The 21026-nt window shown below is 38.8% G+C and carries 22 protein-coding genes; 13 read left to right on the top strand and 9 right to left on the bottom strand.

Annotated features, from left to right (window positions below; all coding sequences use genetic code 11):
* Positions 1-113 precede the first annotated feature (113 nt).
* Positions 114-491 carry an HYC_CC_PP family protein gene (locus M3O96_RS15035; protein ID WP_249721878.1) on the bottom strand — a complete coding sequence of 126 codons (378 nt, stop codon included), beginning with the start codon at positions 489-491 and terminating at the stop codon, positions 114-116.
* Between the two features lie 255 nt (positions 492-746).
* Here M3O96_RS15035 and M3O96_RS15030 point away from each other — a divergent pair, with 255 nt between their 5' ends.
* Positions 747-1940 (top strand): ATP-binding protein, encoded by a 1194-nt coding sequence (locus M3O96_RS15030; RefSeq protein WP_249721876.1) that lies wholly within the window; start codon positions 747-749, stop codon positions 1938-1940.
* A gap of 50 nt (positions 1941-1990) precedes the next feature.
* On the opposite strand, the gene M3O96_RS15025 is transcribed toward M3O96_RS15030, so the two are convergent.
* The 3 genes from M3O96_RS15025 to M3O96_RS15015 form a co-directional block, all read right to left on the bottom strand.
* Positions 1991-2635 (bottom strand): hypothetical protein, encoded by a 645-nt coding sequence (locus M3O96_RS15025; RefSeq protein WP_249721874.1) that lies wholly within the window; start codon positions 2633-2635, stop codon positions 1991-1993.
* Positions 2632-3096, bottom strand: coding sequence for a hypothetical protein (locus M3O96_RS15020; protein ID WP_249721872.1), 465 nt, complete (start codon positions 3094-3096; stop codon positions 2632-2634). Before M3O96_RS15020 ends, M3O96_RS15025 begins: the two co-directional genes overlap by 4 nt.
* Positions 3097-3331: 235 nt before the next feature.
* The gene (locus M3O96_RS15015) at positions 3332-4246 is read right to left on the bottom strand and encodes a LysR family transcriptional regulator (RefSeq protein WP_249721870.1); all 915 of its coding nucleotides are present in this window, start codon (positions 4244-4246) and stop codon (positions 3332-3334) included.
* A gap of 95 nt (positions 4247-4341) precedes the next feature.
* Between M3O96_RS15015 and M3O96_RS15010 the strand changes: the two genes are divergently transcribed.
* From M3O96_RS15010 to M3O96_RS15000, 3 genes are all read left to right on the top strand, one after another.
* Positions 4342-4830 (top strand): hypothetical protein, encoded by a 489-nt coding sequence (locus M3O96_RS15010; RefSeq protein ID WP_249721868.1) that lies wholly within the window; start codon positions 4342-4344, stop codon positions 4828-4830.
* Positions 4827-5780, top strand: coding sequence for a sodium-dependent bicarbonate transport family permease (locus M3O96_RS15005; protein ID WP_249721867.1), 954 nt, complete (start codon positions 4827-4829; stop codon positions 5778-5780). The genes M3O96_RS15010 and M3O96_RS15005 overlap by 4 nt, the downstream gene beginning before the upstream one ends.
* Positions 5781-5857: 77 nt before the next feature.
* On the top strand, positions 5858-6391 hold the full coding sequence (locus M3O96_RS15000) for a hypothetical protein (RefSeq protein ID WP_249721864.1): 534 nt from the start codon (positions 5858-5860) through the stop codon (positions 6389-6391).
* A gap of 251 nt (positions 6392-6642) precedes the next feature.
* Here M3O96_RS15000 and M3O96_RS14995 read toward each other — a convergent pair whose 3' ends face one another.
* On the bottom strand, positions 6643-7515 hold the full coding sequence (locus tag M3O96_RS14995; RefSeq protein ID WP_249721862.1) for an SDR family oxidoreductase: 873 nt from the start codon (positions 7513-7515) through the stop codon (positions 6643-6645).
* A gap of 129 nt (positions 7516-7644) precedes the next feature.
* Between M3O96_RS14995 and M3O96_RS14990 the strand changes: the two genes are divergently transcribed.
* Entirely contained in the window at positions 7645-8463 is an 819-nt protein-coding gene (locus tag M3O96_RS14990; protein WP_249721860.1) for a hypothetical protein, read from the top strand.
* A 77-nt stretch (positions 8464-8540) separates the two neighbouring features.
* Here M3O96_RS14990 and ahcY read toward each other — a convergent pair whose 3' ends face one another.
* Both ahcY and M3O96_RS14980 read right to left on the bottom strand, forming a co-directional pair.
* The gene (ahcY, locus tag M3O96_RS14985; protein WP_249721857.1) at positions 8541-9860 is read right to left on the bottom strand and encodes an adenosylhomocysteinase; all 1320 of its coding nucleotides are present in this window, start codon (positions 9858-9860) and stop codon (positions 8541-8543) included.
* Positions 9861-9938: 78 nt separating this feature from the next.
* Positions 9939-10694 (bottom strand): biotin--[acetyl-CoA-carboxylase] ligase, encoded by a 756-nt coding sequence (locus tag M3O96_RS14980; protein WP_249721856.1) that lies wholly within the window; start codon positions 10692-10694, stop codon positions 9939-9941.
* A 90-nt stretch (positions 10695-10784) separates the two neighbouring features.
* Between M3O96_RS14980 and rsfS the strand changes: the two genes are divergently transcribed.
* The 4 genes from rsfS to M3O96_RS14960 all read left to right on the top strand — a co-directional run bounded on the left by rsfS (position 10785) and on the right by M3O96_RS14960 (position 14918).
* Complete coding sequence (rsfS, locus tag M3O96_RS14975; RefSeq protein ID WP_249721895.1) at positions 10785-11132, top strand: ribosome silencing factor; 348 nt, start codon at positions 10785-10787, stop codon at positions 11130-11132.
* A gap of 59 nt (positions 11133-11191) precedes the next feature.
* A complete protein-coding gene (gene ftsH / locus M3O96_RS14970; protein ID WP_249721855.1) occupies positions 11192-13249 on the top strand; it encodes an ATP-dependent zinc metalloprotease FtsH in 2058 nt (685 codons plus the stop codon).
* An 80-nt stretch (positions 13250-13329) separates the two neighbouring features.
* Positions 13330-14091 (top strand): UDP-2,3-diacylglucosamine diphosphatase, encoded by a 762-nt coding sequence (locus tag M3O96_RS14965; RefSeq protein WP_249721854.1) that lies wholly within the window; start codon positions 13330-13332, stop codon positions 14089-14091.
* Positions 14088-14918 (top strand): hypothetical protein, encoded by an 831-nt coding sequence (locus M3O96_RS14960; RefSeq protein ID WP_249721853.1) that lies wholly within the window; start codon positions 14088-14090, stop codon positions 14916-14918. The genes M3O96_RS14965 and M3O96_RS14960 overlap by 4 nt, the downstream gene beginning before the upstream one ends.
* A gap of 52 nt (positions 14919-14970) precedes the next feature.
* On the opposite strand, the gene M3O96_RS14955 is transcribed toward M3O96_RS14960, so the two are convergent.
* Positions 14971-15399, bottom strand: coding sequence for an FKBP-type peptidyl-prolyl cis-trans isomerase (locus M3O96_RS14955; RefSeq protein WP_249721852.1), 429 nt, complete (start codon positions 15397-15399; stop codon positions 14971-14973).
* 217 nt (positions 15400-15616) lie between these two features.
* Here M3O96_RS14955 and M3O96_RS14950 point away from each other — a divergent pair, with 217 nt between their 5' ends.
* Both M3O96_RS14950 and M3O96_RS14945 read left to right on the top strand, forming a co-directional pair.
* On the top strand, positions 15617-16999 hold the full coding sequence (locus tag M3O96_RS14950; protein WP_249721849.1) for a sigma-54-dependent transcriptional regulator: 1383 nt from the start codon (positions 15617-15619) through the stop codon (positions 16997-16999).
* Positions 16989-18332: a sensor histidine kinase gene (locus M3O96_RS14945; protein WP_249721847.1), complete on the top strand. Its 1344-nt coding sequence runs from the start codon at positions 16989-16991 to the stop codon at positions 18330-18332. Before M3O96_RS14950 ends, M3O96_RS14945 begins: the two co-directional genes overlap by 11 nt.
* 1 nt (position 18333) lies before the next feature.
* Here the strand turns inward: M3O96_RS14945 and M3O96_RS14940 are convergent, their stop codons facing one another.
* Complete coding sequence (locus tag M3O96_RS14940) at positions 18334-18783, bottom strand: hypothetical protein (RefSeq protein WP_249721844.1); 450 nt, start codon at positions 18781-18783, stop codon at positions 18334-18336.
* A 226-nt stretch (positions 18784-19009) separates the two neighbouring features.
* Here M3O96_RS14940 and M3O96_RS14935 point away from each other — a divergent pair, with 226 nt between their 5' ends.
* Together M3O96_RS14935 and M3O96_RS14930 are read left to right on the top strand one after the other, a co-directional pair.
* The gene (locus M3O96_RS14935) at positions 19010-19858 is read left to right on the top strand and encodes a UDP-2,3-diacylglucosamine diphosphatase (RefSeq protein WP_249721841.1); all 849 of its coding nucleotides are present in this window, start codon (positions 19010-19012) and stop codon (positions 19856-19858) included.
* A gap of 4 nt (positions 19859-19862) precedes the next feature.
* On the top strand, positions 19863-21005 hold the full coding sequence (locus tag M3O96_RS14930; RefSeq protein ID WP_249721838.1) for a glycosyltransferase family protein: 1143 nt from the start codon (positions 19863-19865) through the stop codon (positions 21003-21005).
* Positions 21006-21026 lie beyond the last annotated feature (21 nt).

Genomic DNA, 21026 nt, shown 5'->3' with positions numbered 1-21026 from the left:
AGATTGGTCCTTAACCTGGTAATTTTTGTTACTAATTAGGTGTAAGAAAGGAATTCGGATCTCTTTGTGTCTTGGTGACCTCACTGTAATTGACCTCTCTGAAGAGGAAAAAATCAAATCAGGAATACCTGACAAAAAATATAAATTGGAGTATTTTGAAATATCGGTGGTGAAGAATCAGAAAATGTAGTTTTCTCAGAAACGCCAAATACGATTGCGTGTGATTCAATATGAAAAATAGAGATATAATCAATTCCTAAAGGCTGAAAGTCTAGAATGTCTATTTGCTGCTCGTCTGTATTTGGCAATTCTAAATTTGAGACATCATCACAACATCCAGGCATTGGTGCCTTTGATTCGCAACAGGTTTTGGATTCTCCGTAGAGATTGATCAACTGAAAATCATCTCCACAATAATGCATAGAATAGCTCAACCCCGCGTTGAAAAACACATAAAAGACAAGGAGTGCTATTTTGATAAATTGCTTCACAGGAGAGATTTACGATTCAAAGGTAATTAGGTTTTAGAAATTAAAGGTATAAAATTTTTGATAGGATTAATACACAGGAAGCAGTGAAGCACTTTTATCGGCTCTCTTTTAGAAAATCGAAATTTGAATATGGTTACTTTGCTTATTGTAGTAAGCAATTATTTATATTTTTGCTTATTATATTAAGCATTTTTTAATCCTTTTGCTTGTTATAGTAAACACTTTCATATATTTTTGCTTATCAAAGATAGCATTATGGACGCCTTATTAGAAAAATCAATCAAAAAAATCGAATCAACCTATTTGGAATTTGTCAGGAGCAAGATAGATAGAATCCGTTGGGAGGCGCGATTGATAGGAATCAAAGGCCCAAGAGGTGTGGGAAAGACGACCTTAATTTTGCAATACATCAAAAAAAATCTTCCGCTGGACCATACTGTCCTTTATGTCAGTCTTGACAACATTTGGTTTGCCCAAAACAGGCTGGTGAGTTTGGTAGATGATTTTGTAAAAAGAGGAGGAAAACACCTGTTTTTGGATGAGGTACACAAATACCCGGATTGGTCCATTGAGCTCAAAAACATATATGATGACTTCCCTGAATTGAAAATAGTATTCACAGGGTCATCCATGCTCGAAATTCTCAATGCCAGAGCGGATTTGAGCAGGAGGGCGATTATCTACCACATGCAGGGGCTTTCATTTAGGGAATTTCTGAATTTCCAGACAGGGCAGAATTTTGCTTCGACAACTTTACCAAACTTGATCGAAAATCACATTGAAATAGCCAGAGAAGTCAATTCAAAGCTCAAACCATTGGAGCATTTCCATCAATACCTGAGTTCGGGCTACTTTCCCTTTTTCAGGGAAGTACCGGAACTTTACCATCAGCGCTTGGAGGAAGTGGTCAATATGACTTTGGAAATTGAATTGCCATTGTTGAGAAAATTGGAAGTTTCCTACATTCCAAAAATCAAACAATTGCTACAGATCATTTCAGAATCGGTCCCCTTTATCCCCAATGTGAGTAAGCTGAGTGAGAGAATAGGTATCAATAGAAATACATTTATTGCCTACCTGTTTTTCTTGCAAGAAGCCCATATTACCAAAAACCTATACAAAGACATCAAGGGCATCACCCAACTTCAAAAACCTAACAAGGTTTACCTGGAAAACACGAATTTCCAGTTTGCCTTTTCTCCGAAAAATGCTGATTTGGGAAATCTCCGGGAAACTTTCTTTGTCAATCAATTGGGACATGAACATACCGTGGAGTATATCGACAAGGGTGATTTTAGAATCAACAGGGAATATTCTTTTGAAGTGGGTGGCAAAAATAAAACAGCAGAGCAGATTCAGGGAGTCAAAAACAGCTTTATCGCTGCCGATGACATCGAATATGGTACTGACAAAAAAATCCCGCTGTGGCTGTTTGGGTTTTTGTATTGAAACAAAAATCCGAAAATCAAATAAATGAAAATGCAATGATTTCAAATAGCCTATCGCTTATCTAAAATCTCCCACCTGAATCCTATTTGAGTAAGAATGCGTGTGGATTTTCTGATATATCCGAGATCATCTTTATTAATGGTGATGTCATCAGTGGCATAACCGCCATATCTTACACCTCCAATTAGGATCAGATTTCTTTTAGTATTAAGGTTAAAATTCCCATTTAGACCTGCAAAAACATTTTGATAATGTAACTTAAACTTATCCCGGTTATCAATATGTTGGTGTTTAACTGATAGCAATCCTAACCCCAATTGAGGCTCAATCCCGAACTTCTCATTGAAGAAAAATTGGTAATAAAAAAAAAGGCCGAAATCCCTAAATTGGATATCATTGAAAAAATTGCCTAGGAACTCTGCTTCATAGGATTTCGTCTGATTTTTTACCAATGAAAACCCTAATCCGCAAATATCTTTTAATCCAAATCTCGACTCCAATATATATCCCGGCCGAATTTCATAATGCTCTGACAAAAAATTATCTCCTAAAAACGGAGCATAATGCGCTTGAATTCCCAATGAAAAAAATGGAATTTTATTACTTCTTACATTTTCAGACCCCATAGTTTGTGGATAAATAAACTGGTTTTGCAAACAGCCACTTAAAAGAAAAGTAAGAATTAAGATTTTCATGGATTCATTATCTTAATATTCTTGATCCTATTTGGGAATCTTTGGGTGATTTTGTCCCTTTCAAATAGTATATAATTTCTCTCCACTATTTTTCCATTATCAATGTATTGAAAATAAGTTTCGGAATTTTTATATATGAGTAGTTTGAATATTACACCTGGAACCACGAATTTAAAATAACCTGATTCGTCTGTTCTCCCCAATTTTATTCTTCTGGAAACTACATTATCAAGGCTATCATATTCATAACCAATATCATTTTTCATAAAAACCCCATCTAATGTTTCTTGACCTAAAATTAGCTCCAACCCTGATATCCCCTGATTGGAGCTATCTGTTATCCTTCCCTCCAAAGTAATAAAAACATTATGTTCATATTCGAGAACAGGAACAAGACATTGTACTGCAAAAAACACATTGCATACCACCAAAAAAAACCCTAAAAATTTATGTGTCTTCATGTTTAGGTAAAATTTAAAAAAATCAAAAGGTTTTTCCAAAAATATAACTTCAAATCAGATAATTATTTCACCCAAATTATTGTGGCATTTAGCTTTAATATCTTTACTAAATCACTCAAATTCATCTAAATGAGAAAATTTATAGGCATCAGAGAATTTTTTAATGGAATGCTATTCTAGTTAACAGCTAAGCCATGAAATATGTCTTCATTATTCTGTAGAATGGGAAATAACTTTAAATCCAGTGAAAATACTCCTTTATGATTCTTTTTTTCTCCTCTTTGATATACTCAAGGTAGGATTCAGCAACGGGGGAGAATTTTTTGTTTTTGAGGTAAATGAGATTCCAATTCGTGACGATAGGAAGGCCTTCTACTTCGATGATTTTTAGATCACCGTTTTTGAGTTCGTTTTTGATCCCGATCAGCGGCATGATCGAGCAACCCAAACCTGCAATGACTGCCTGTTTGACCGCTTCATTGGAAGTAAGTTCGAGTTTTTTGGTAACAGGAATGTTGTTGTTTCTGAGATACCGTTCCATTGTAAGCCGGGTTCCCGAACCAACTTCTCTGTAAATCAAAGTTATATGTTCGAAAATCTTCTTTCCTGAAACAGAACCTGGAATTTCAAAATCTTTTCCAGCAACCAAAAGCAGTTTGTTTTCCATCAATTCAACGTTTTCAATCTGAAGGGCCTCAGGCAAAATGGAAACCAATGCAAAATCGATTTCATTTTCGTCCAAACTGTTGACCACCATCGCTTTATTGGTGACATCGAGCTTAAGTTCAATGCCTGGATTTTTTCGGATAAAATCCCCAAGGAAATACGGCATGACATATTTTCCTGTCGAAACGACGGAGATTTTCAATCTTCCCGTAAGCTGCCCTTTGAAGGCCATTGTCTTGTAGTTGATGGCATTGACTTGGTCTACTATCCGCTCGGCAGCAATAGCAATTTCTTTTCCAAAATCCGTCACGTAGAGCTTTCTGCCCACCACCTCCGTCAAGGGAATTTCAAATTGGTCTTGAAAATTCTTCAATTGAATGGAAACAGCCGGCTGTGTGAGATGGAGTTCCTCAGCAGCTTTTGTGATACTTTCTGTTTGAGAAACCTTTAGGAAAACCTGTAATTGGTGAAGCGTATAATGCATAAAATATTTTAATGTATTTTATTATAAATATAAATAATAATATATGATATATACTCGGGATTTTTGCGAAAGGTTTCAAATATTTAAATAGAAATATGTCAAAAAAACTCTTTTTACTTTGCCCTATGATTCATGGGGAGATGTATTTAAAAGAAAGGTTTGGAGGTGATTCCTTTTTTATGACTTCACTAGGATCTGTTTTTGATTTTAGCTTAGATGCTTATGCAGATTCTCTAATTCATCTTCTCATACAGGAAGATGTTACTGAAATTTTTCAAGTCCATGATATTGAATCTCCAATACTCAACGGGATTGTGAATAATGGAGATTTTCCAATTTCTCCCTATCACCAATTTTTGCATTCACTGTACAAAAAAAACTATAATGAAATTGTCCAAGACCCGAATAAAATTGCCTCACTTGCTCTGATCCATATGAAGCATCAGGCCAACCATATTTTTCAGCATGCGAAGTTATCACCTATCATCATCGAAAATAAAATTGAGGTCTACGGTATCCTGTCACAAATTTCCAAAAGAAAATCAATCCAATTTGATCTAAAAATGGCTTTTCAGAAATTATGAATCTTCAATTATTGGTTGATAATTTTACCAATCCGGCATTGTTGTTTTTTATTTTGGGAATCTTCGCAGTCAGGGTCAAAAGTGATCTCGAAATCCCCCCAAACTCCTCAAAATTCATCTCCTTATACCTATTATTTGCTATTGGATTCAAAGGTGGGCAAGAACTTGCCCACTCAGAGTTCAATATGGGCATAGTTTGGGCCGTCATTTTTGGGATAACGGTGGCTAGTCTGATTCCCCTTTACACATTTTTTATTTTGAAAAGGAAACTGAGTATCGAAAACTCCGGCGCGATTGCCGCGGCTTACGGCTCTGTTTCGGCAGTCACATTTGTGACTGCGGTATCATTTTTGGAGATCCAACAACAGCCTTTTAGCGGTCATATGGTTGCTATCATGGCGCTAATGGAAGCTCCTGCGATAATTATAGGTGTACTTCTGGTGAAATCCTTTGGAGAAACCAATTCTATGAAAATGAGGAAAGTAGTTAGTCATTCCTTCACCAACGGATCAGTCCTACTGATTTTGGGAAGTCTTGTTATAGGTTTTTTGGCTAGTGAAAAAGAGGCAGAAGGGATCAAACCGTTCACCACAGATATTTTTAAAGGTTTCTTGGCAATATTCCTTTTGGACATGGGGATTACAAGCGGAAAAAAGCTAAAAGACTTCTTTGACTCAGGAAAATTTACCGCCGTATTTGCTGTGATTGTACCGCTGATTAACGGCTGTTTGGTAGCTTATCTGAGTGGATTTATTACCTCCGAAATCGGAGACAGGTTCATGTTTGCCATTTTGGCGGCATCGGCATCCTATATCGCCGTACCTGCTGCGATGAAAATCGCCGTTCCAAAAGCCAATCCCGGAATTTTCCTTCCTATGGCTTTGGCGATAACTTTCCCATTCAATATCACTTTGGGATTCCCACTTTACTATATGATAGCCTACCTCTGATTAAAAAAATATCCCAGATATTTGGGTATTTCTTAGTTTTCGATATATTCGCACATCACCCAAAGTTTATCTATCTCATGAGAAAGTACAATAAAACGATCAGCGTGCTAATGCTATGCTTTTTTTTCAGTTTCCAAAGTATAGCACAGATTGAATTTGACATTCAGGAAGCTGCAAAAGAATACTTTACTGCCAAAATGTGCGAGGATTACCAGACCCTTTTAGGATTTACCTATCCCGGCGTAGTGGAAAAGGCTGGTGGGCCTGACAATGTCATCAAAGCATTGGAATTGATCCACGAAACACAACGGAAAAAGGGATTTGTATTGCAGGAATTCAAAAGTAAACCGCATATCCAATTGACTATGACGGGTGAAGAAACGCACTCCATTGTGCCGGTTACTACCGTTTCTAAAGTTCCGGGAGGAAAAGTCATCACCGAAAGCCATATTATCGTCGTCGGTACTGAAAAAAACACAAGATGGTATATAGTAGAAACCACTTCCCTTGATGATGGAAATGTCAACAAAGTTTTAACAAGTTGGGACAACACCATGCTACTTCCCTTTAAAAAAGCACCCATATTTAAAGAGGATAAGCAAACCCGTTAAAAACATAAAACACCCGGATCCGAGTGTTTTTTGATTTTACATATTATGTGTCTCCGCTTTATTGCAAGTAGCCAAACAAATTATGGTTGGGGAGCGATTAGCGGTTCTGTGGACAGTTGACCGTCGTCCGTGGACGAGTATCCGCATCCGATAAAGTCTCCTCAAGCCCAACATGCAACATTGCGGATACTCATATTACATATTCCTGATTTTCCATTTTGCTTTCAGATAGCCCCAAATCACTTTGGGGCTCATCCTTTTTTTCCTCTTGAGGCTTCCATCATGTCCCACATTTCTTGGGGGATGGCGTCTAAGTTATTGAATTCACCCGCTCCCATCAGCCATTCCCCACCATCGATGGTGATGACTTCTCCATTGACATAGGCTGAAAAATCTGACACAAGATAGGCTGCAATATTTGCCAACTCCTGATGGTCCCCAACCCTTCCAACGGGTACTTTTTTGGCAGGATCAAATTTCTTGACCAATTCTCCGGGAAGCAATCTACTCCAGGCTCCTTCCGTGGGAAAAGGTCCTGGAGCGATGGCATTAGATCTGATTTTATATTTTGCCCATTCGACAGCAAGAGACCTGGTCAATGCCAAAACCCCTGCTTTGGCGGCAGCACTTGGAACCACATATCCAGAACCGGTCCAAGCGTAGGTTGTCACGATATTTAAGAAGGTTCCTGCCTGCTTTTCTTTGATCCAAGATTTACCCGCTGTCAATGTGACATTGGATGTTCCCTTGAGAACTATGTCCAAGACAGTATTAAAGGCATTGCTGGAAAGTCTTTCTGTAGGACTGATAAAATTACCGGCTGCATTGTTGAGCACCACATCCACTTTACCAAAATGGGAAACTGCATCAGCCCACATTTTCTCAACTTGATCGATCTCTCTGACATCACAGGCTAGAGGCAGGACTTTTCCGCCCGTGGCAGCTTCCATCTCCTTAGCTGTATTTTGAAGCACTTCCAATTTTCTGCTAGTAATTATGAGATTGGCTCCAAGTTTCAAAAAATAAAGCCCCATGGACTTCCCAAGGCCTGTGCCTCCCCCGGTGACAAGAATGGTTTTGCCTTTTAAGGCTCCATCTTTAAGCATTCCTTCAGTATATGACATATTATTTTGGGATTAATTACCGTTGAAGATAGGGATTAGAGCATCCAAATAAAAGAGCAATGCCCAACTTATCTATTTCATTTTGTAAACAAAACAAAGGGAGTAGATTTGCAACAATAATACTACCCAATGAATAAAATTAGTCTTTTTTCCCTCTTTTTAATTTTCCTGTCCTCCTGTTTTGGGGACATTGATAAGGATATCAGTACTGATTTACAATTTGAGGGAAATGAGATTTTCGATATTTCAATTTCCCTTGAAGAATCGCTTTATTTCCCTTTCCAGCCAATTGATTATTTTAGAAACACAGAAAGCCTCGCCATACCGGGCTGCCCGGTCGTCACAATTGACGAAAATTTAAATAAAGTCACTTTGACTTTTACAGTGATGAAAGAATGTGTCAATAATCTTTTTGTCCCCCGATTTGGAAAAATACACCTTTACTATACATCCAATTCTATTTTGGAGTCATCAGTGAGAGTCGAATATGAAGATTATGTCGTCCGGGGGATGAAAATCGAAGGCGTACGGGATTTTAAGCGGTCGACTAGTCTTCAAAACCCAAATGGGAGAACAGAAACTTTTGAGGATCTTTTCATCATCGATGAGAATAATTCTTCCTCCAGAATAAACGGTAGTTATACGCATCAATTAACTTTCCTCACGGGAATATTGATGGGATTTTCAAGTACAGGAGAAATTGAAGGTAGAAATATTGCAGGAAGACGTATCAAAATGACTCAGACAACCGCAAAGAATTACAATGTCGCTTGTATCCAGACTGGCTTTTTATTACCTGTGAATGGGACAGAAAGCTGGCAAATTTTTAGAAATGAAACCCAGGCCACCAATCACAAACTGGTCTACACATTAGAAGATCAATGCAATTCCACTGCAACCATTACTTTGGCTGATGGAAGGATCATGGTTTTTAGGTTGAAAGATTAATTCACTGAAGAATTTAAAAAAACAAAAAAGCCTTCAGAATCTCTCCTGAAGGCCTCTTTAAAAAAATCCGGAAGCTATTAATATCTGTAATATTCAGGCTTGAACGGACCGTTTTCGGTAACACCGATATAGGCTGCCTGATCTGCAGACAACACATCCAATTCAACTCCCAGTTTTGACAAATGCAAAGCTGCTACTTTTTCGTCAAGGTGCTTTGGCAAAACATATACGCCGGGCTCATACTGATCTGTATTTACCCAAAGTTCAAGCTGTGCCAAAGTCTGATTGCTGAATGAATTGGACATCACAAATGAAGGGTGTCCAGTCGCACAACCCAAGTTTACCAATCTTCCTTCTGCTAGTACGATGATCTCTTTTCCTTCCAAAGTGTAAAGATCTACCTGAGGTTTGATGACATCCTTGGTATGACCATAGGTTTTGTTGAGCCAAGCCATGTCAATTTCATTGTCAAAGTGGCCGATGTTACAAACTATGGCTTTGTCCTTCATTGAAAGGAAATGTTCCTTGGAGATAATGTCTTTGTTACCGGTAGCAGTCACTATAATGTCTGCTTCTTTTACAGCATCTACCATTCTTTTGACTGCAAATCCGTCCATTGCAGCCTGCAAAGCACAGATTGGATCAATTTCGGTGACGATTACCCTAGCGCCTGCACCTTTCAGTGAAGCTGCAGAACCTTTTCCTACATCACCATAACCTGCCACAACAGCGACTTTTCCGGCCATCATGATATCAGTTGCTCTTCTGATTGCATCGACGAGTGATTCTTTGCAACCATACTTATTGTCAAATTTCGACTTGGTAACAGAATCATTCACGTTGATTGCAGGCATTGGAAGGGTGCCATTTTTCATCCTTTCATAAAGTCTGTGCACACCTGTCGTAGTTTCTTCAGAAAGTCCTTTGATACCTGATACTAATTCAGGGTAGTTGTCCAACACCATATTGGTAAGGTCTCCACCGTCATCCAAGATCATATTCAATGGCTTTTTATCTTCGCCAAAGAAAATGGTCTGCTCAATACACCAATCAAATTCCTCTGCGGTCATACCTTTCCAAGCATAAACAGAAATACCTGCTGCTGCAATTGCGGCTGCGGCATGGTCTTGGGTCGAAAAAATATTGCATGAGGACCATGTCACCTCTGCACCCAATGCCGTCAAAGTCTCGATCAGTACCGCGGTCTGAATAGTCATGTGAAGGCAACCTGCGATTCTTGCTCCTTTCAATGGCTGAGATGGTCCATATTCTTCTCTGATAGCCATCAATCCCGGCATTTCGGCTTCTGCCAATTTAATTTCTTTCCTTCCCCAAGCTGCAAGGGAAATATCTTTCACCTTGTATTGGACAAATTTTTCTGATTTGATTTCAGACATAGTTGTATATTTTAATGTATTGAATTTCAATTTTAAAATGCAAAGTTAGGGTTTTTGTCCCAAAATAAAATTTGCCTATTACAAGAAAATGACTTCTTTCAGTCCATAAAAAGCGACCACGCCGTTTCTTTTTTCGATAATAATTTTTCCGTTTTCATCAATTCCTTTGATTTTACCTTCAAAAATTATTCCGTCATCATAATAAAACCATTCTTCAAATCTATATAATCGGGATAGGTAATCAGATTTAATCTTTTTTATTTCCCCCTTTTTCAAAGCCATGTAACCTTTTTCTATTTTGGCCACAAGCAATCTGATTAATTCCCACCGGTCGACATTTTGACCTGTAAGTAGTTTCAACGAAGTCACTTTTGGAAGTTCAAAAACAGTTTGATTCACATTGAGCCCAATTCCGATCACGGAATGCTCAATTCCCTTTTGGTTAATAATATTTTCAATCAAGATTCCCCCTAATTTACCATCAGACTGATGAAGTATGTCATTGGGCCACTTTATTTTCAGATCTGCGGAATATTCTCCAAGTAGGTCAACTACTGCCAAACTGATAATCATATTAAGGTAAAATTGTTCGGATGGAGCCAAAAAATTAGGCTGTAACAAAAGGGAAAAAGTAATGTTCATATTTGGTTTAGATACCCATTGGTTGCCTCTTTGACCTCTTCCTTTGGTTTGGTTGTCTGTAATTACCATACTTCCCTCGGCAATTTCGCGTCTACGCAATCTTTCTAACACTTCATCATTAGTTGAATGACACTCTGTCAGGAAAATGACATCTTTACCAAGAAATACGGTATTGGCAAGGATTTTATACATCTTAGATTAGCTTATTTGAAAAGCAATGAAGAAATTTGTTAGCTCTTTAACTATTTATAATTTAATTTGCAATATTACCTTAAATAAATGATGACAGCAGAAGAGCTGAGCAAAATTATCGTAAAAGGAATGCAGGAGAAAAAAGCTTCCAACATTGTAGTGATGGATTTAAGAGGTGTAAAGAATGCTTTCACTGATTTTTTTGTTATCTGCTCGGGGAATTCTGACACTCAAATCGAAGCAATTTCCGACTCGGTGGAAGAAGTTACCCAAAATTTCAAAGAAAAACCATGGAGAAATGAGGGTCGGCAAAACAATCAATGGATATTGATGGATTATATCAACGTCGTTGCTCATATTTTCTTGAAGGAACAAAGAGAGTTCTATGGTCTGGAAGAATTGTGGGGAGATGCCAAATTTAAAAAAATTGATTCTTGAGGGTTGTTCAAACCTTAAGGATCTAAAACCGTTTTACAAAAAGTTTGAAACACAAAATAATGGCTGAAAACAAAAAAAGTAAGAATTTCATGCCCAAGACACCTGACAAGCCTAATATTCAGCTTTGGCTGATCGTAACGGCTGTAATCGTGTTGGTGGGAATAACCTGGTTTAACCAGAGGAATACTGTAATCAATATTACAAAAAGTAGGTTTGAGGATGTATATCTAGCCAATGATGTGGCAAAGGTAATGATCATCAGAAATCAAAACAGGATCGATGTGACCCTGAAGCCTACTGCTTTAGAAAATGAAAAATATAAAAGTGAGCTTGAGGCAAATAGCCCATTCTTCAATCCTACCGGACCACACTATACCATTGAAGTGGCAAGTGCGGAAAAGTTTGAAAAAGATTTCGAGGAATTAGAAAGTAAAGTTCCGGAAGATCAGCGTATTGGATATAGTGTCAAAAATGAGGAAAGCTGGTCGAATTGGTTCGGTAGCTTTGGGTTTTTGATCATTCTTTTTGTTTTCTTTTGGATTATGATGAGAAGGATGTCAGGACCAAGCGGTCCGGGCGGACAGATATTCAACGTTGGAAAATCCAAAGCACAGCTTTTTGACGCCGAAAACAAAGTCAAAATCACTTTTGACAACGTGGCAGGTTTGGATGAAGCCAAAGAAGAAATTCAGGAGATCGTAGAATTTCTTAAAAACCCGGGGAAATTCACCAAACTTGGTGGTAAAATTCCTAAGGGAGCATTGCTAGTAGGACCTCCAGGAACAGGAAAGACTTTGTTGGCAAAAGCCGTAGCCGGTGAGGCAGGCGTGCCATTCTTTACTTTATCAGGCTCTGACTTCGTCGAAATGTTCGTCGGTGTTGGTGCAGCTAGGGTAAGGGATTTGTTTAAGCAAGCAAAGGAAAAAGCACCTTGTATTATCTTCATAGATGAAATAGATGCCATAGGAAGATCTAGAGGTAAAGGCCAAATGCCCGGATCCAACGACGAAAGAGAAAATACATTGAACTCTCTTTTGGTCGAAATGGATGGATTCGGAACAGATTCAGGTGTAATAGTACTTGCAGCCACCAACAGACCGGACGTTTTGGATAGTGCACTATTGAGACCAGGAAGATTTGACAGGCAGATTAGCATAGACAAGCCGGACATCGTAGGCAGAGAGGCAATATTCAAAGTTCACCTTGCACCAATCAAAACCGGTGATGACATCGATCCTAAAAAACTTGCTGCCCAGACCCCTGGTTTTGCAGGTGCTGAAATCGCAAACGTATGTAATGAGGCTGCATTGATTGCTGCCAGAAGAAGCAAAACGGCAGTTGACATGCAGGATTTTCAGGATGCCATTGACAGGGTTATTGGGGGACTTGAAAAGAGAAATAAAATTATTTCTCCTGAAGAAAAGAAAATCGTTGCCTATCACGAAGCCGGACATGCTGTTGCTGGTTGGTTTCTAGAACATGCTGATCCTTTGGTCAAAGTAAGTATTGTACCGAGAGGAATTGCAGCATTGGGTTATGCCCAATACCTTCCAAAGGAGCAGTTTCTGTATCAAACGGAGCAATTGATTGATGAAATGTGTATGACTCTTGGAGGTCGTGCTGCAGAGGAAATTATCTTCAGCAAGATCTCTACAGGAGCTTTGAGCGACTTGGAAAGAGTAACAAAAATGGCTTATTCCATGGTATCTGTCTATGGAATGAATGACAAGATCGGAAACGTATCCTTTTATGACAGCAAGTCTGCTGACTACAGAATGACCAAACCGTATTCTGAAACCACTGCAGAGACTATCGATGAAGAGGTGAGAAAATTAGTAGCCTCTGCTTATGAGAGAACCAAAGATTTGCTCAGAGGAAAGAAAGGAGAATTAGAAACATTGGCAAAAGAGTTGCTAGAAAAAGAAATTCTATTCCAGTCTGATCTCGAAAAATTAATAGGTAAAAGACCATTTGCTAAGGAAACCACTTACGAGGCATATACCAAAAAGCCTGAGAAAGTAGAACCAAAGAATGGTAAACCTGAGGAAAACGGACATACCAAGTCTGACTCTCTGAAAGAGGAAACGCCTGAGGAGATAAAAGAAACCGAAGATTAATTCAAAATCAAATAACTAAAAGCCTCCAAATTGGAGGCTTTTTTATTTTCCTGCTAACTTTGCTTCTTACTCTATTACCAATGAATCTTAAACTTCAAGAAAAAAAGATATTTTTTGCCTCTGACTTCCATCTGGGAGCCCCAGATGAAAAAAGCAGTAAGGAAAGAGAAAAAAAGATAGTCAATTGGCTCAACGAAATAGAGGATGAAGCAGCAGCAATATTTTTGGTTGGAGATCTTTTTGACTTTTGGTTTGAATATGAGCATGTAGTCCCTAAAGGCTTTATCCGTTTTTTGGGGAAAATCGCCGATCTTCGGGAGAAAAACATTCCGATTTTCTTTTTTACAGGCAATCATGACCTTTGGATGAATGATTATTTTACAAAGGAACTCGGCATACCTGTATATACCCATCCCATTGAAGTGACAATCGAAAAACACAAATTTCTCATCGGGCATGGAGATGGACTAGGTCCAGGTGACAAATCATATAAAATATTAAAAAAGGTATTTACCAATCCTGTCTGTCAATGGGCATTTAAATGGCTGCATCCCGATATTGGAATAAGGATTGCCAGCAAGTGGTCGAGCAACAGTAGAATCACAAATGTGGCAAAAAACGAAAATGAATTTAAGGGAGATGATGAGTGGCTTTGGGCATATTGCAAGCAGGTAGAGCAAAGCCAACATTTTGACTATTACGTTTTCGGTCACCGACATTTACCTTTGGATTTACAGGTTGGACCTAAATCCCGCTACTATAATCTTGGAGAATGGGTTAACCATTTCACTTATGGTGTATTTGATGGAAATCAGTTTGAAATCAAAAAATTCGGAGCATGAAATTTTTCCCTATCATATTAGCGATTCTTTTGATGAATGGGCCAATGGCTTTTTCTCAAGAAAAGGAATGGGGAAAATATCAAGAAATCAATTTTCCGAGAATAGATAAAGTATCCCTGGATAACCAAGGATTCATTTTTTTGACTGATCCTGAAGGAAATTTGTATCAATACAACAAATCAGGAATCGTTGTCAATAATTTTTCTCCACCTAGACAGGGCCGGGTCAGCCACCTAGAAGCAGCCTGGACGATCAATTTATTCACGTTTTCCACTGACCTGCAAGAATATAGAATCTTGGATAGGTTTATGAATCCTATAGCTGAAAATCGGATTCCTTTGAACTTAATAACCTTAGCAAAAGTCGCCACAATCGGCAACAACAATATCATTTGGGTATTTGATGAAGCTGATCTTTCCTTAAAGCGATTAGATTATATGAGAAATGAAATTCTCCAGAATCAGCCTTTGAATTTGATCCTAGAACGGTCCTCCCTCGAAATCACTGAAATGAGGGAATATCAGAACATGCTCTTTTTAAATATCAAAAAGGAAGGAATTTTTATTCTTGACAATCAAGGAAATCGGATTAGAAAAATCCAGGCTTTTCCAAGCAATAACTTTGGCTTTTGGAAAAGCAACATTCTATTTATAGAGAAAGAAAATGTGATTTCCAAAGATTTTCAATCTGAAAATCAAGAGGAATTTCAGCTACCTGATGATTTCAGAGCTTTGGGAATCCTAATGAATAACCAAATGGTTTTGCTATTTAATTCTACCCAAATCCGGATTTACCAGAGAAGCGAAACACCTTTGGGTGGCAAATAAAAAGGGAAGCATGGATCACTTGCTTCCCTTTTTCAATTAATTAAGTATCGGATTAACCAATTTCTACCAAAGTAATATCAAAAATAAGGTCCTCACCTGCCAATGGATGGTTGGCGTCCAACACGATTTTTTCTTTATCGACATGGACTACTTTCACTGGCATTGGCTGACCTGCCTGATTCTGAAGAGAAAGTTCCATTCCGATTTCAGGTTTGATATTCGCAGGAACCTGATCCATAGGAATATCTAACAACATATCGTCTCGTTTTTCACCATATGCCTCTACAGAAGGAATGGTGACACTTTTCATCTCCCCGATAGCCATACCATTTACGGCGGCATCGAATCCTTTAATCATATTCCCATCCCCAAGTACGAAGCCTAATGGCTCTCTGTTGGAGGAAGAATCAAATACGGTTCCGTCTGTAAGTCTACCAGTGTAATGCACTTTTACAGCGTTTCCTTTAATTGCAACTGACATAATGTATCTTTTTTTTTTACAATCGTCAAAGGTAAGACTTTTTGTTATGGGATAAAAAGCCAAATCAATTTGAGGCGGACAGTGTCCGGTTATGTGATATACCTGTTCATAATTGAACATATTTCTATTATATTTACAGGCTCTCAACCTGATAAAGCCCATTTTGATGGATGGCATCATTTTCTCATACAGCTCCATACCAATAAATTCAAATAATATGGAAAACCAAGCACTAGGAAAAATCCTGATCATAGATGACAATGAAGATTTGCTTTTTGCAGCAAAAATGTTTTTGAAAAAACATGCAAAAGACGTCACTATAGAAAAAGACCCGAGGCGCATCCCATTTTTGGTTAATAACAATTCTTTTGATGTGATTCTTTTGGATATGAATTTCACAGATGATACCACCTCTGGAAAGGAAGGATTTCATTGGCTAAAACAGATCAAGGAAATAGATCCAAAAGCGGTTGTGATTTTGATTACGGCATTTGGTGATGTGGAGATGGCTGTCCGGGCACTCAAGGAAGGTGCTACCGACTTTATTCTAAAACCTTGGCAAAATGAAAAACTCCTTGCCACGCTCAGTGCAGCTTCAAGGCTAAAGGAAAGTTACAATCAAGTCGAAAAACTTTCAACCAAACAAAAGCAGCTTCAGTCCGAACTCAAAAAACCTTATGCAGATATCATTGGTGCGAGTGCATCGATGAAAAATATCTTTTCGATCATAGACAAAGTTGCCCAGACCGATGCCAATATTCTGATTTTGGGAGAAAATGGAACAGGAAAGGAACTGATCGCAAGGGCAATCCACGACAGGTCAAACAGAAAAGATGAGATTTTTGTAGGGGTTGACATGGGATCGATTACGGAGACACTATTCGAAAGTGAGCTTTTTGGACATAAAAGAGGGGCTTTTACAGATGCCAAAGATGATAGAGCAGGCCGGTTTGAAATTGCAGACAACGGAACCCTTTTCTTAGATGAAATCGGAAACCTCAGCATGCCTCTCCAGTCCAAGCTCTTAACAGTATTGCAGCGAAGAGAGGTAACGAGGATTGGTTCAAATAAGGCCCTCCCCATTGATATCCGACTGATTTGCGCTACCAATATGCCTGTTCATGAAATGGTAATGGAAAATACTTTCCGGCAGGATTTGTTGTATCGGATCAATACCGTGGAAATTTTCCTTCCACCACTCCGAGAGCGACAGGATGATATTCCCACCCTTGCCAACCATTTTCTAAAATCTTATTCCCACAAATACCGCAAAGATTTCAAGGGCTTTACTCCAGCTGGGCTTCAACTATTGCAGAAATACAATTGGCCAGGAAATATCCGTGAACTTCAGCATGCCATCGAAAGGGCCATCATCATGGCAGAAGGAGACATGCTTGACAGCAGGGATTTCTTTTTTCTCTCCGCCAAACCAACCAATGAAAAAATAGCCGCCACCGCTACCTACAACCTCGATGAGATGGAAAAAAGCACCATCCAAAGAGCCATTGACAAAAACGGCGGAAATATATCAAAAGCAGCAAAAGAGCTTGGGCTTACCCGGGCTTCTTTGTATAGAAGATTAGAAAAATATGGATTATAAAATCGGTCTCCTTGGCAGGATAATCCTCCTTGCAGTTTCTTTGTTTTTGCTTTCTTACTTCATCCTTAACGGAGCCGGGGTTTTTGCCATTTCCCTCTTTATTATCTTGGTTTTAGCCCAGACTATTTTCCTTTTGGGATATGCCGAAAACTCCTTCAAAAAAGTCCGCCAGTTTCTCAACAACATCAAACAGGACAATTATGCCAATGTCTATCCTGTGAAATTTGACGGAACTGACACAGATGACCTCCATATAGAATTCAATGCTATCCTGGCCAAACTTAAAGAAGACCAAGCAGAAAAGGAGGCTAATTATCAATATTTCAGGTCTGTTTTCCAGCACCTAAGTATCGGGTTGATCACTTTTGATGAAGAAGGCAAAGTACAGATCGTCAATACTGCGGCAAAGAGGATGCTCAGCATTCAGCAGTTGGTAAATATTGCAGACGTTGAAAAGATCAACAAAGAACTTCACATCGCTATCCATACGCTCAGAACAGGCGGAAGTGAATTGATCAAAATCGCCCATCCTGATGGGATCATGCAGCTTTCAGTTTATGTGATAGAGCTTGTGTTGAGGGATGTCAAGTTCAAATTGGTATCACTTCAAAACATCCAAAGTGAACTTGAGGAGAAGGAAATGGAAGCATGGCAGAACCTTGTTCGGGTTTTGACACATGAAATCATGAACAGCATAGCTCCGATTTCATCATTGGCCTCCACCGTAAAAGGAGACATTGAATCCAAAATAGATGCCAATGCTATCATAGATCCCAGCGATCTGGAAGATTACCTGATGGCAATCTCAACCATAGAAAAGAGAAGTGAAGGCATGATCAATTTTGTCAGTGACTTTAGAAGTCTTGCCCACATCCCCACACCAAAATTTCAGGCCATTCGAATTAAATTACTTTTTGACCAATTGGAGCTATTGCTTCAAAACCAATTCGAAGCCAACCAAATCCAATTCAGAAAGAGGGTTGAACCTCCCGATTTAATACTCTTTGCAGATCAGACGCTGATAGAGCAGGTGTTGATCAACTTGATCCAAAACGCCATCCAAGCGGTGGAAGAAACAGTTACCAGAATCGTAAGGATGGAAGCATTTATCGATGAAAGCGGAAAAATAATCATTGAGATCAGTGACAGCGGCAAAGGCATTGAAGAGGAGGCCCTTGGCAAAATTTTCATTCCGTTCTTTACTACCAAAAAGAAAGGCTCAGGTATCGGTCTGAGCCTGTCAAAGCAGATCATGCGGAGGCACAAAGGCAATATTCAGGTGAAATCAAAATTGGGTGAAGGCTCCACATTTAAGTTGATTTTTAACGCTTAGATTAAATTTTTCTGAAAATAAAGCCTGGTCCATCACATGCAGACCAAGAAGTATTAACAAGTAATTTTTCATTGGAAATATAAAGGTTTTCCATGCCAAAATCACAGTTGGCAGCGAGTTCGGGATTGGAGTCAAAAGTCAGAACGACTTCCAGTAAAAAATCCGATTGCGTAGAATTACCTATTTCATATCTTCCCAACGCTTGGACTGGCAATGTGGAAAACCCATCACTGGTCTCGGTTTTTGTAAATGTTCCATCGGTGTCAAACCGATAAGTCACTTTATAATCTGAATCTAATTCTGGATTATCCGGGTATAGTGGAGGCCATGAAACAAAAGTTTCCACTAACTCCCAATTTCCTATCAAAATAGAAACAGGTTCATTGGATTCTTTGTTGCAGCCAACTGTTATAACCACCAAGGTTATTAGAGATAGTAAGTGCTTTTTCATAAAATTTACGTTCGGTATAAATCGCATACGTGAAATGTTAGAGTTAGTTTGAATTTTAATCAAATACCCGGCCTTTTCTTGGATAAACTTCCTTGCCCCATTTTAACCTTCCCTTAACCATTTCTTTACAATCCAAAACTAAAACACTAAAATAATCTCAATTTCATAACATCCTATTCATAACCAATTTATAAGCACTTTTTAGATTTGAAAAACACAAATCCATTTGAAAACAAATTTCAAAACTATCGTTATCTCAGATGTCCATCTAGGCACTAAGGGATCAAAGGCCAAAGAGGTGGCACGGTTTCTCAAGCAATATACTTGCGAGAACCTCATCCTCAACGGCGACATCATCGATGGCTGGCAACTCAGAAAGTCCGGCTCTTGGAAGCGAAAGCATACGCGGTTTTTTAACAGAATGCTCAAAATGATTGAGAAGGACCACACCAAGGTGTATTATCTCCGAGGCAATCATGATGACTTTCTGGATCAGATTCTTCCCCTTCAAATTGGAAATCTTTCGATTCAAGCCGATATGATTTATGAAAGCTGCGGAAAGAAATATTTTATCACACACGGGGATATTTTCGATAGTGTCACTACCAATCTCAGGTGGATTGCATACCTCGGAGATATGGGATACACTTTTCTTCTTTGGCTCAATAGACTGGTAAATTATCATAGGCGAAAAAGGGGAATGCCATACTTTTCATTGAGCCAATTTGTGAAGGGAAAGGTAAAAACAGCCGTGGCCTATGTCGATCAATATGAGGAAGAACTGGCTAAAATGGCCAAAACCAAAGGATGTGACGGAATCATCTGCGGTCATATTCACAAAGCCGAAAACAGGACCATTGATGGAATTACCTACCTCAACTCAGGAGATTGGGTGGAGACTATGAGTGCTTTGGCGGAAGACCATGATGGAAACTGGCAGTTGATTTTCTACAATGAGATAGATTTCAGGGTAAAACCTGAACCTAGAGAAACTCCAACAGAAAACATACCTGAATTGAAACTTGTGGCCTTCCACAGAATTGATAATGACATCAACCTTCCAAATTTCTTCTAGTAAATTGAAGTTCTTATTTATCATCCAAGGCGAAGGCCGCGGCCATATGACCCAGGCGATTTCGATGTCTCAAATTCTAAATGAAATGGGGCACGAGGTCAGTGTAGTATGTATTGGAAAAAGTCAAAGAAGAGAAATTCCTGAATTTGTTTCGAGGAATATCCATGCTCCAATCTACCTTTTTGACAGCCCAAATTTTGTGACAGACAAATCACAAAAGTCAATTAACCTGAGCAAAACCATTTTGGGAAACCTGCTAAAGTTTAAGACTTTTAAAAAAAGCCTTGAGCAAATTGACCAATTGGTAAAAAAACACCAACCGGATGTCATTTTGAATTTCTATGATATTCTTGGCGGCTTATACAATGCCCTTTACAGACCTGAATGCCAGTTTTGGGTGATCGGTCACCAATACCTGATCCATCATCCCGAGTTCCCGTTTGCCTCGGGGCAGCCACTCCAAAAACTGCTTTTCAAGATCAATACCCATATCACTTCACTCGGGGCTGATTCCATCCTTGCGCTTTCTTTCAGAAGCTTGCCATCACATCAAGTCAAAAATCTCCATGTTCTTCCGCCTTTGTTGCGAAAAGAAGTCAAGAACCTTCAACCTCGTCAAGGTGACTTCTTCTTAGCCTATATGGTCAATCCAGGATATGCTGAAGAAATTATTTTGGAAGCCCAAAACAATCCTGAAATCCAAATTGAAGCCTTTTGGGATAAAAAAGGCGAACCAAAAATTCGGCAACTTTTGCCTAACCTTATTTTCCATAAGGTAGATGACAAACTGTTTTTAGAAAAAATGGCTGCCTGCAAAGGAATGCTCACGACAGCGGGGTTTGAGTCAGTCTGCGAGGCGATGTATCTTGGAAAATATGTGCAGATGGTTCCTGTAAAAGGTCAATATGAGCAGGCATGTAACGCCTTGGATGCCAAAATCTCAGGAGCAGGAATCATAGCCAAATCATTTGATATTCAAAAACTTGAGCGGGTTTTGATGTTCAATTCCCCCAATAAAATACAAAATCAAAATTGGATCGATAGTTTTCAATCAAGATTCGAAAATGCTTTAAAGCAATCTTTTGAAAAGGACTTGCAGGAAAATAATTACACCCTTGACCTTAAAAAGGGAATTCCTGCACATTAAGTCTTCAATTAATCTCCTTCT

This window comes from Aquiflexum sp. TKW24L (assembly GCF_023502205.1).
Lineage (GTDB): Bacteria > Bacteroidota > Bacteroidia > Cytophagales > Cyclobacteriaceae > Cognataquiflexum.
Note: the sequence above shows the minus strand (reverse complement) of the source record. Positions and strands in the feature narration are given on the sequence as shown.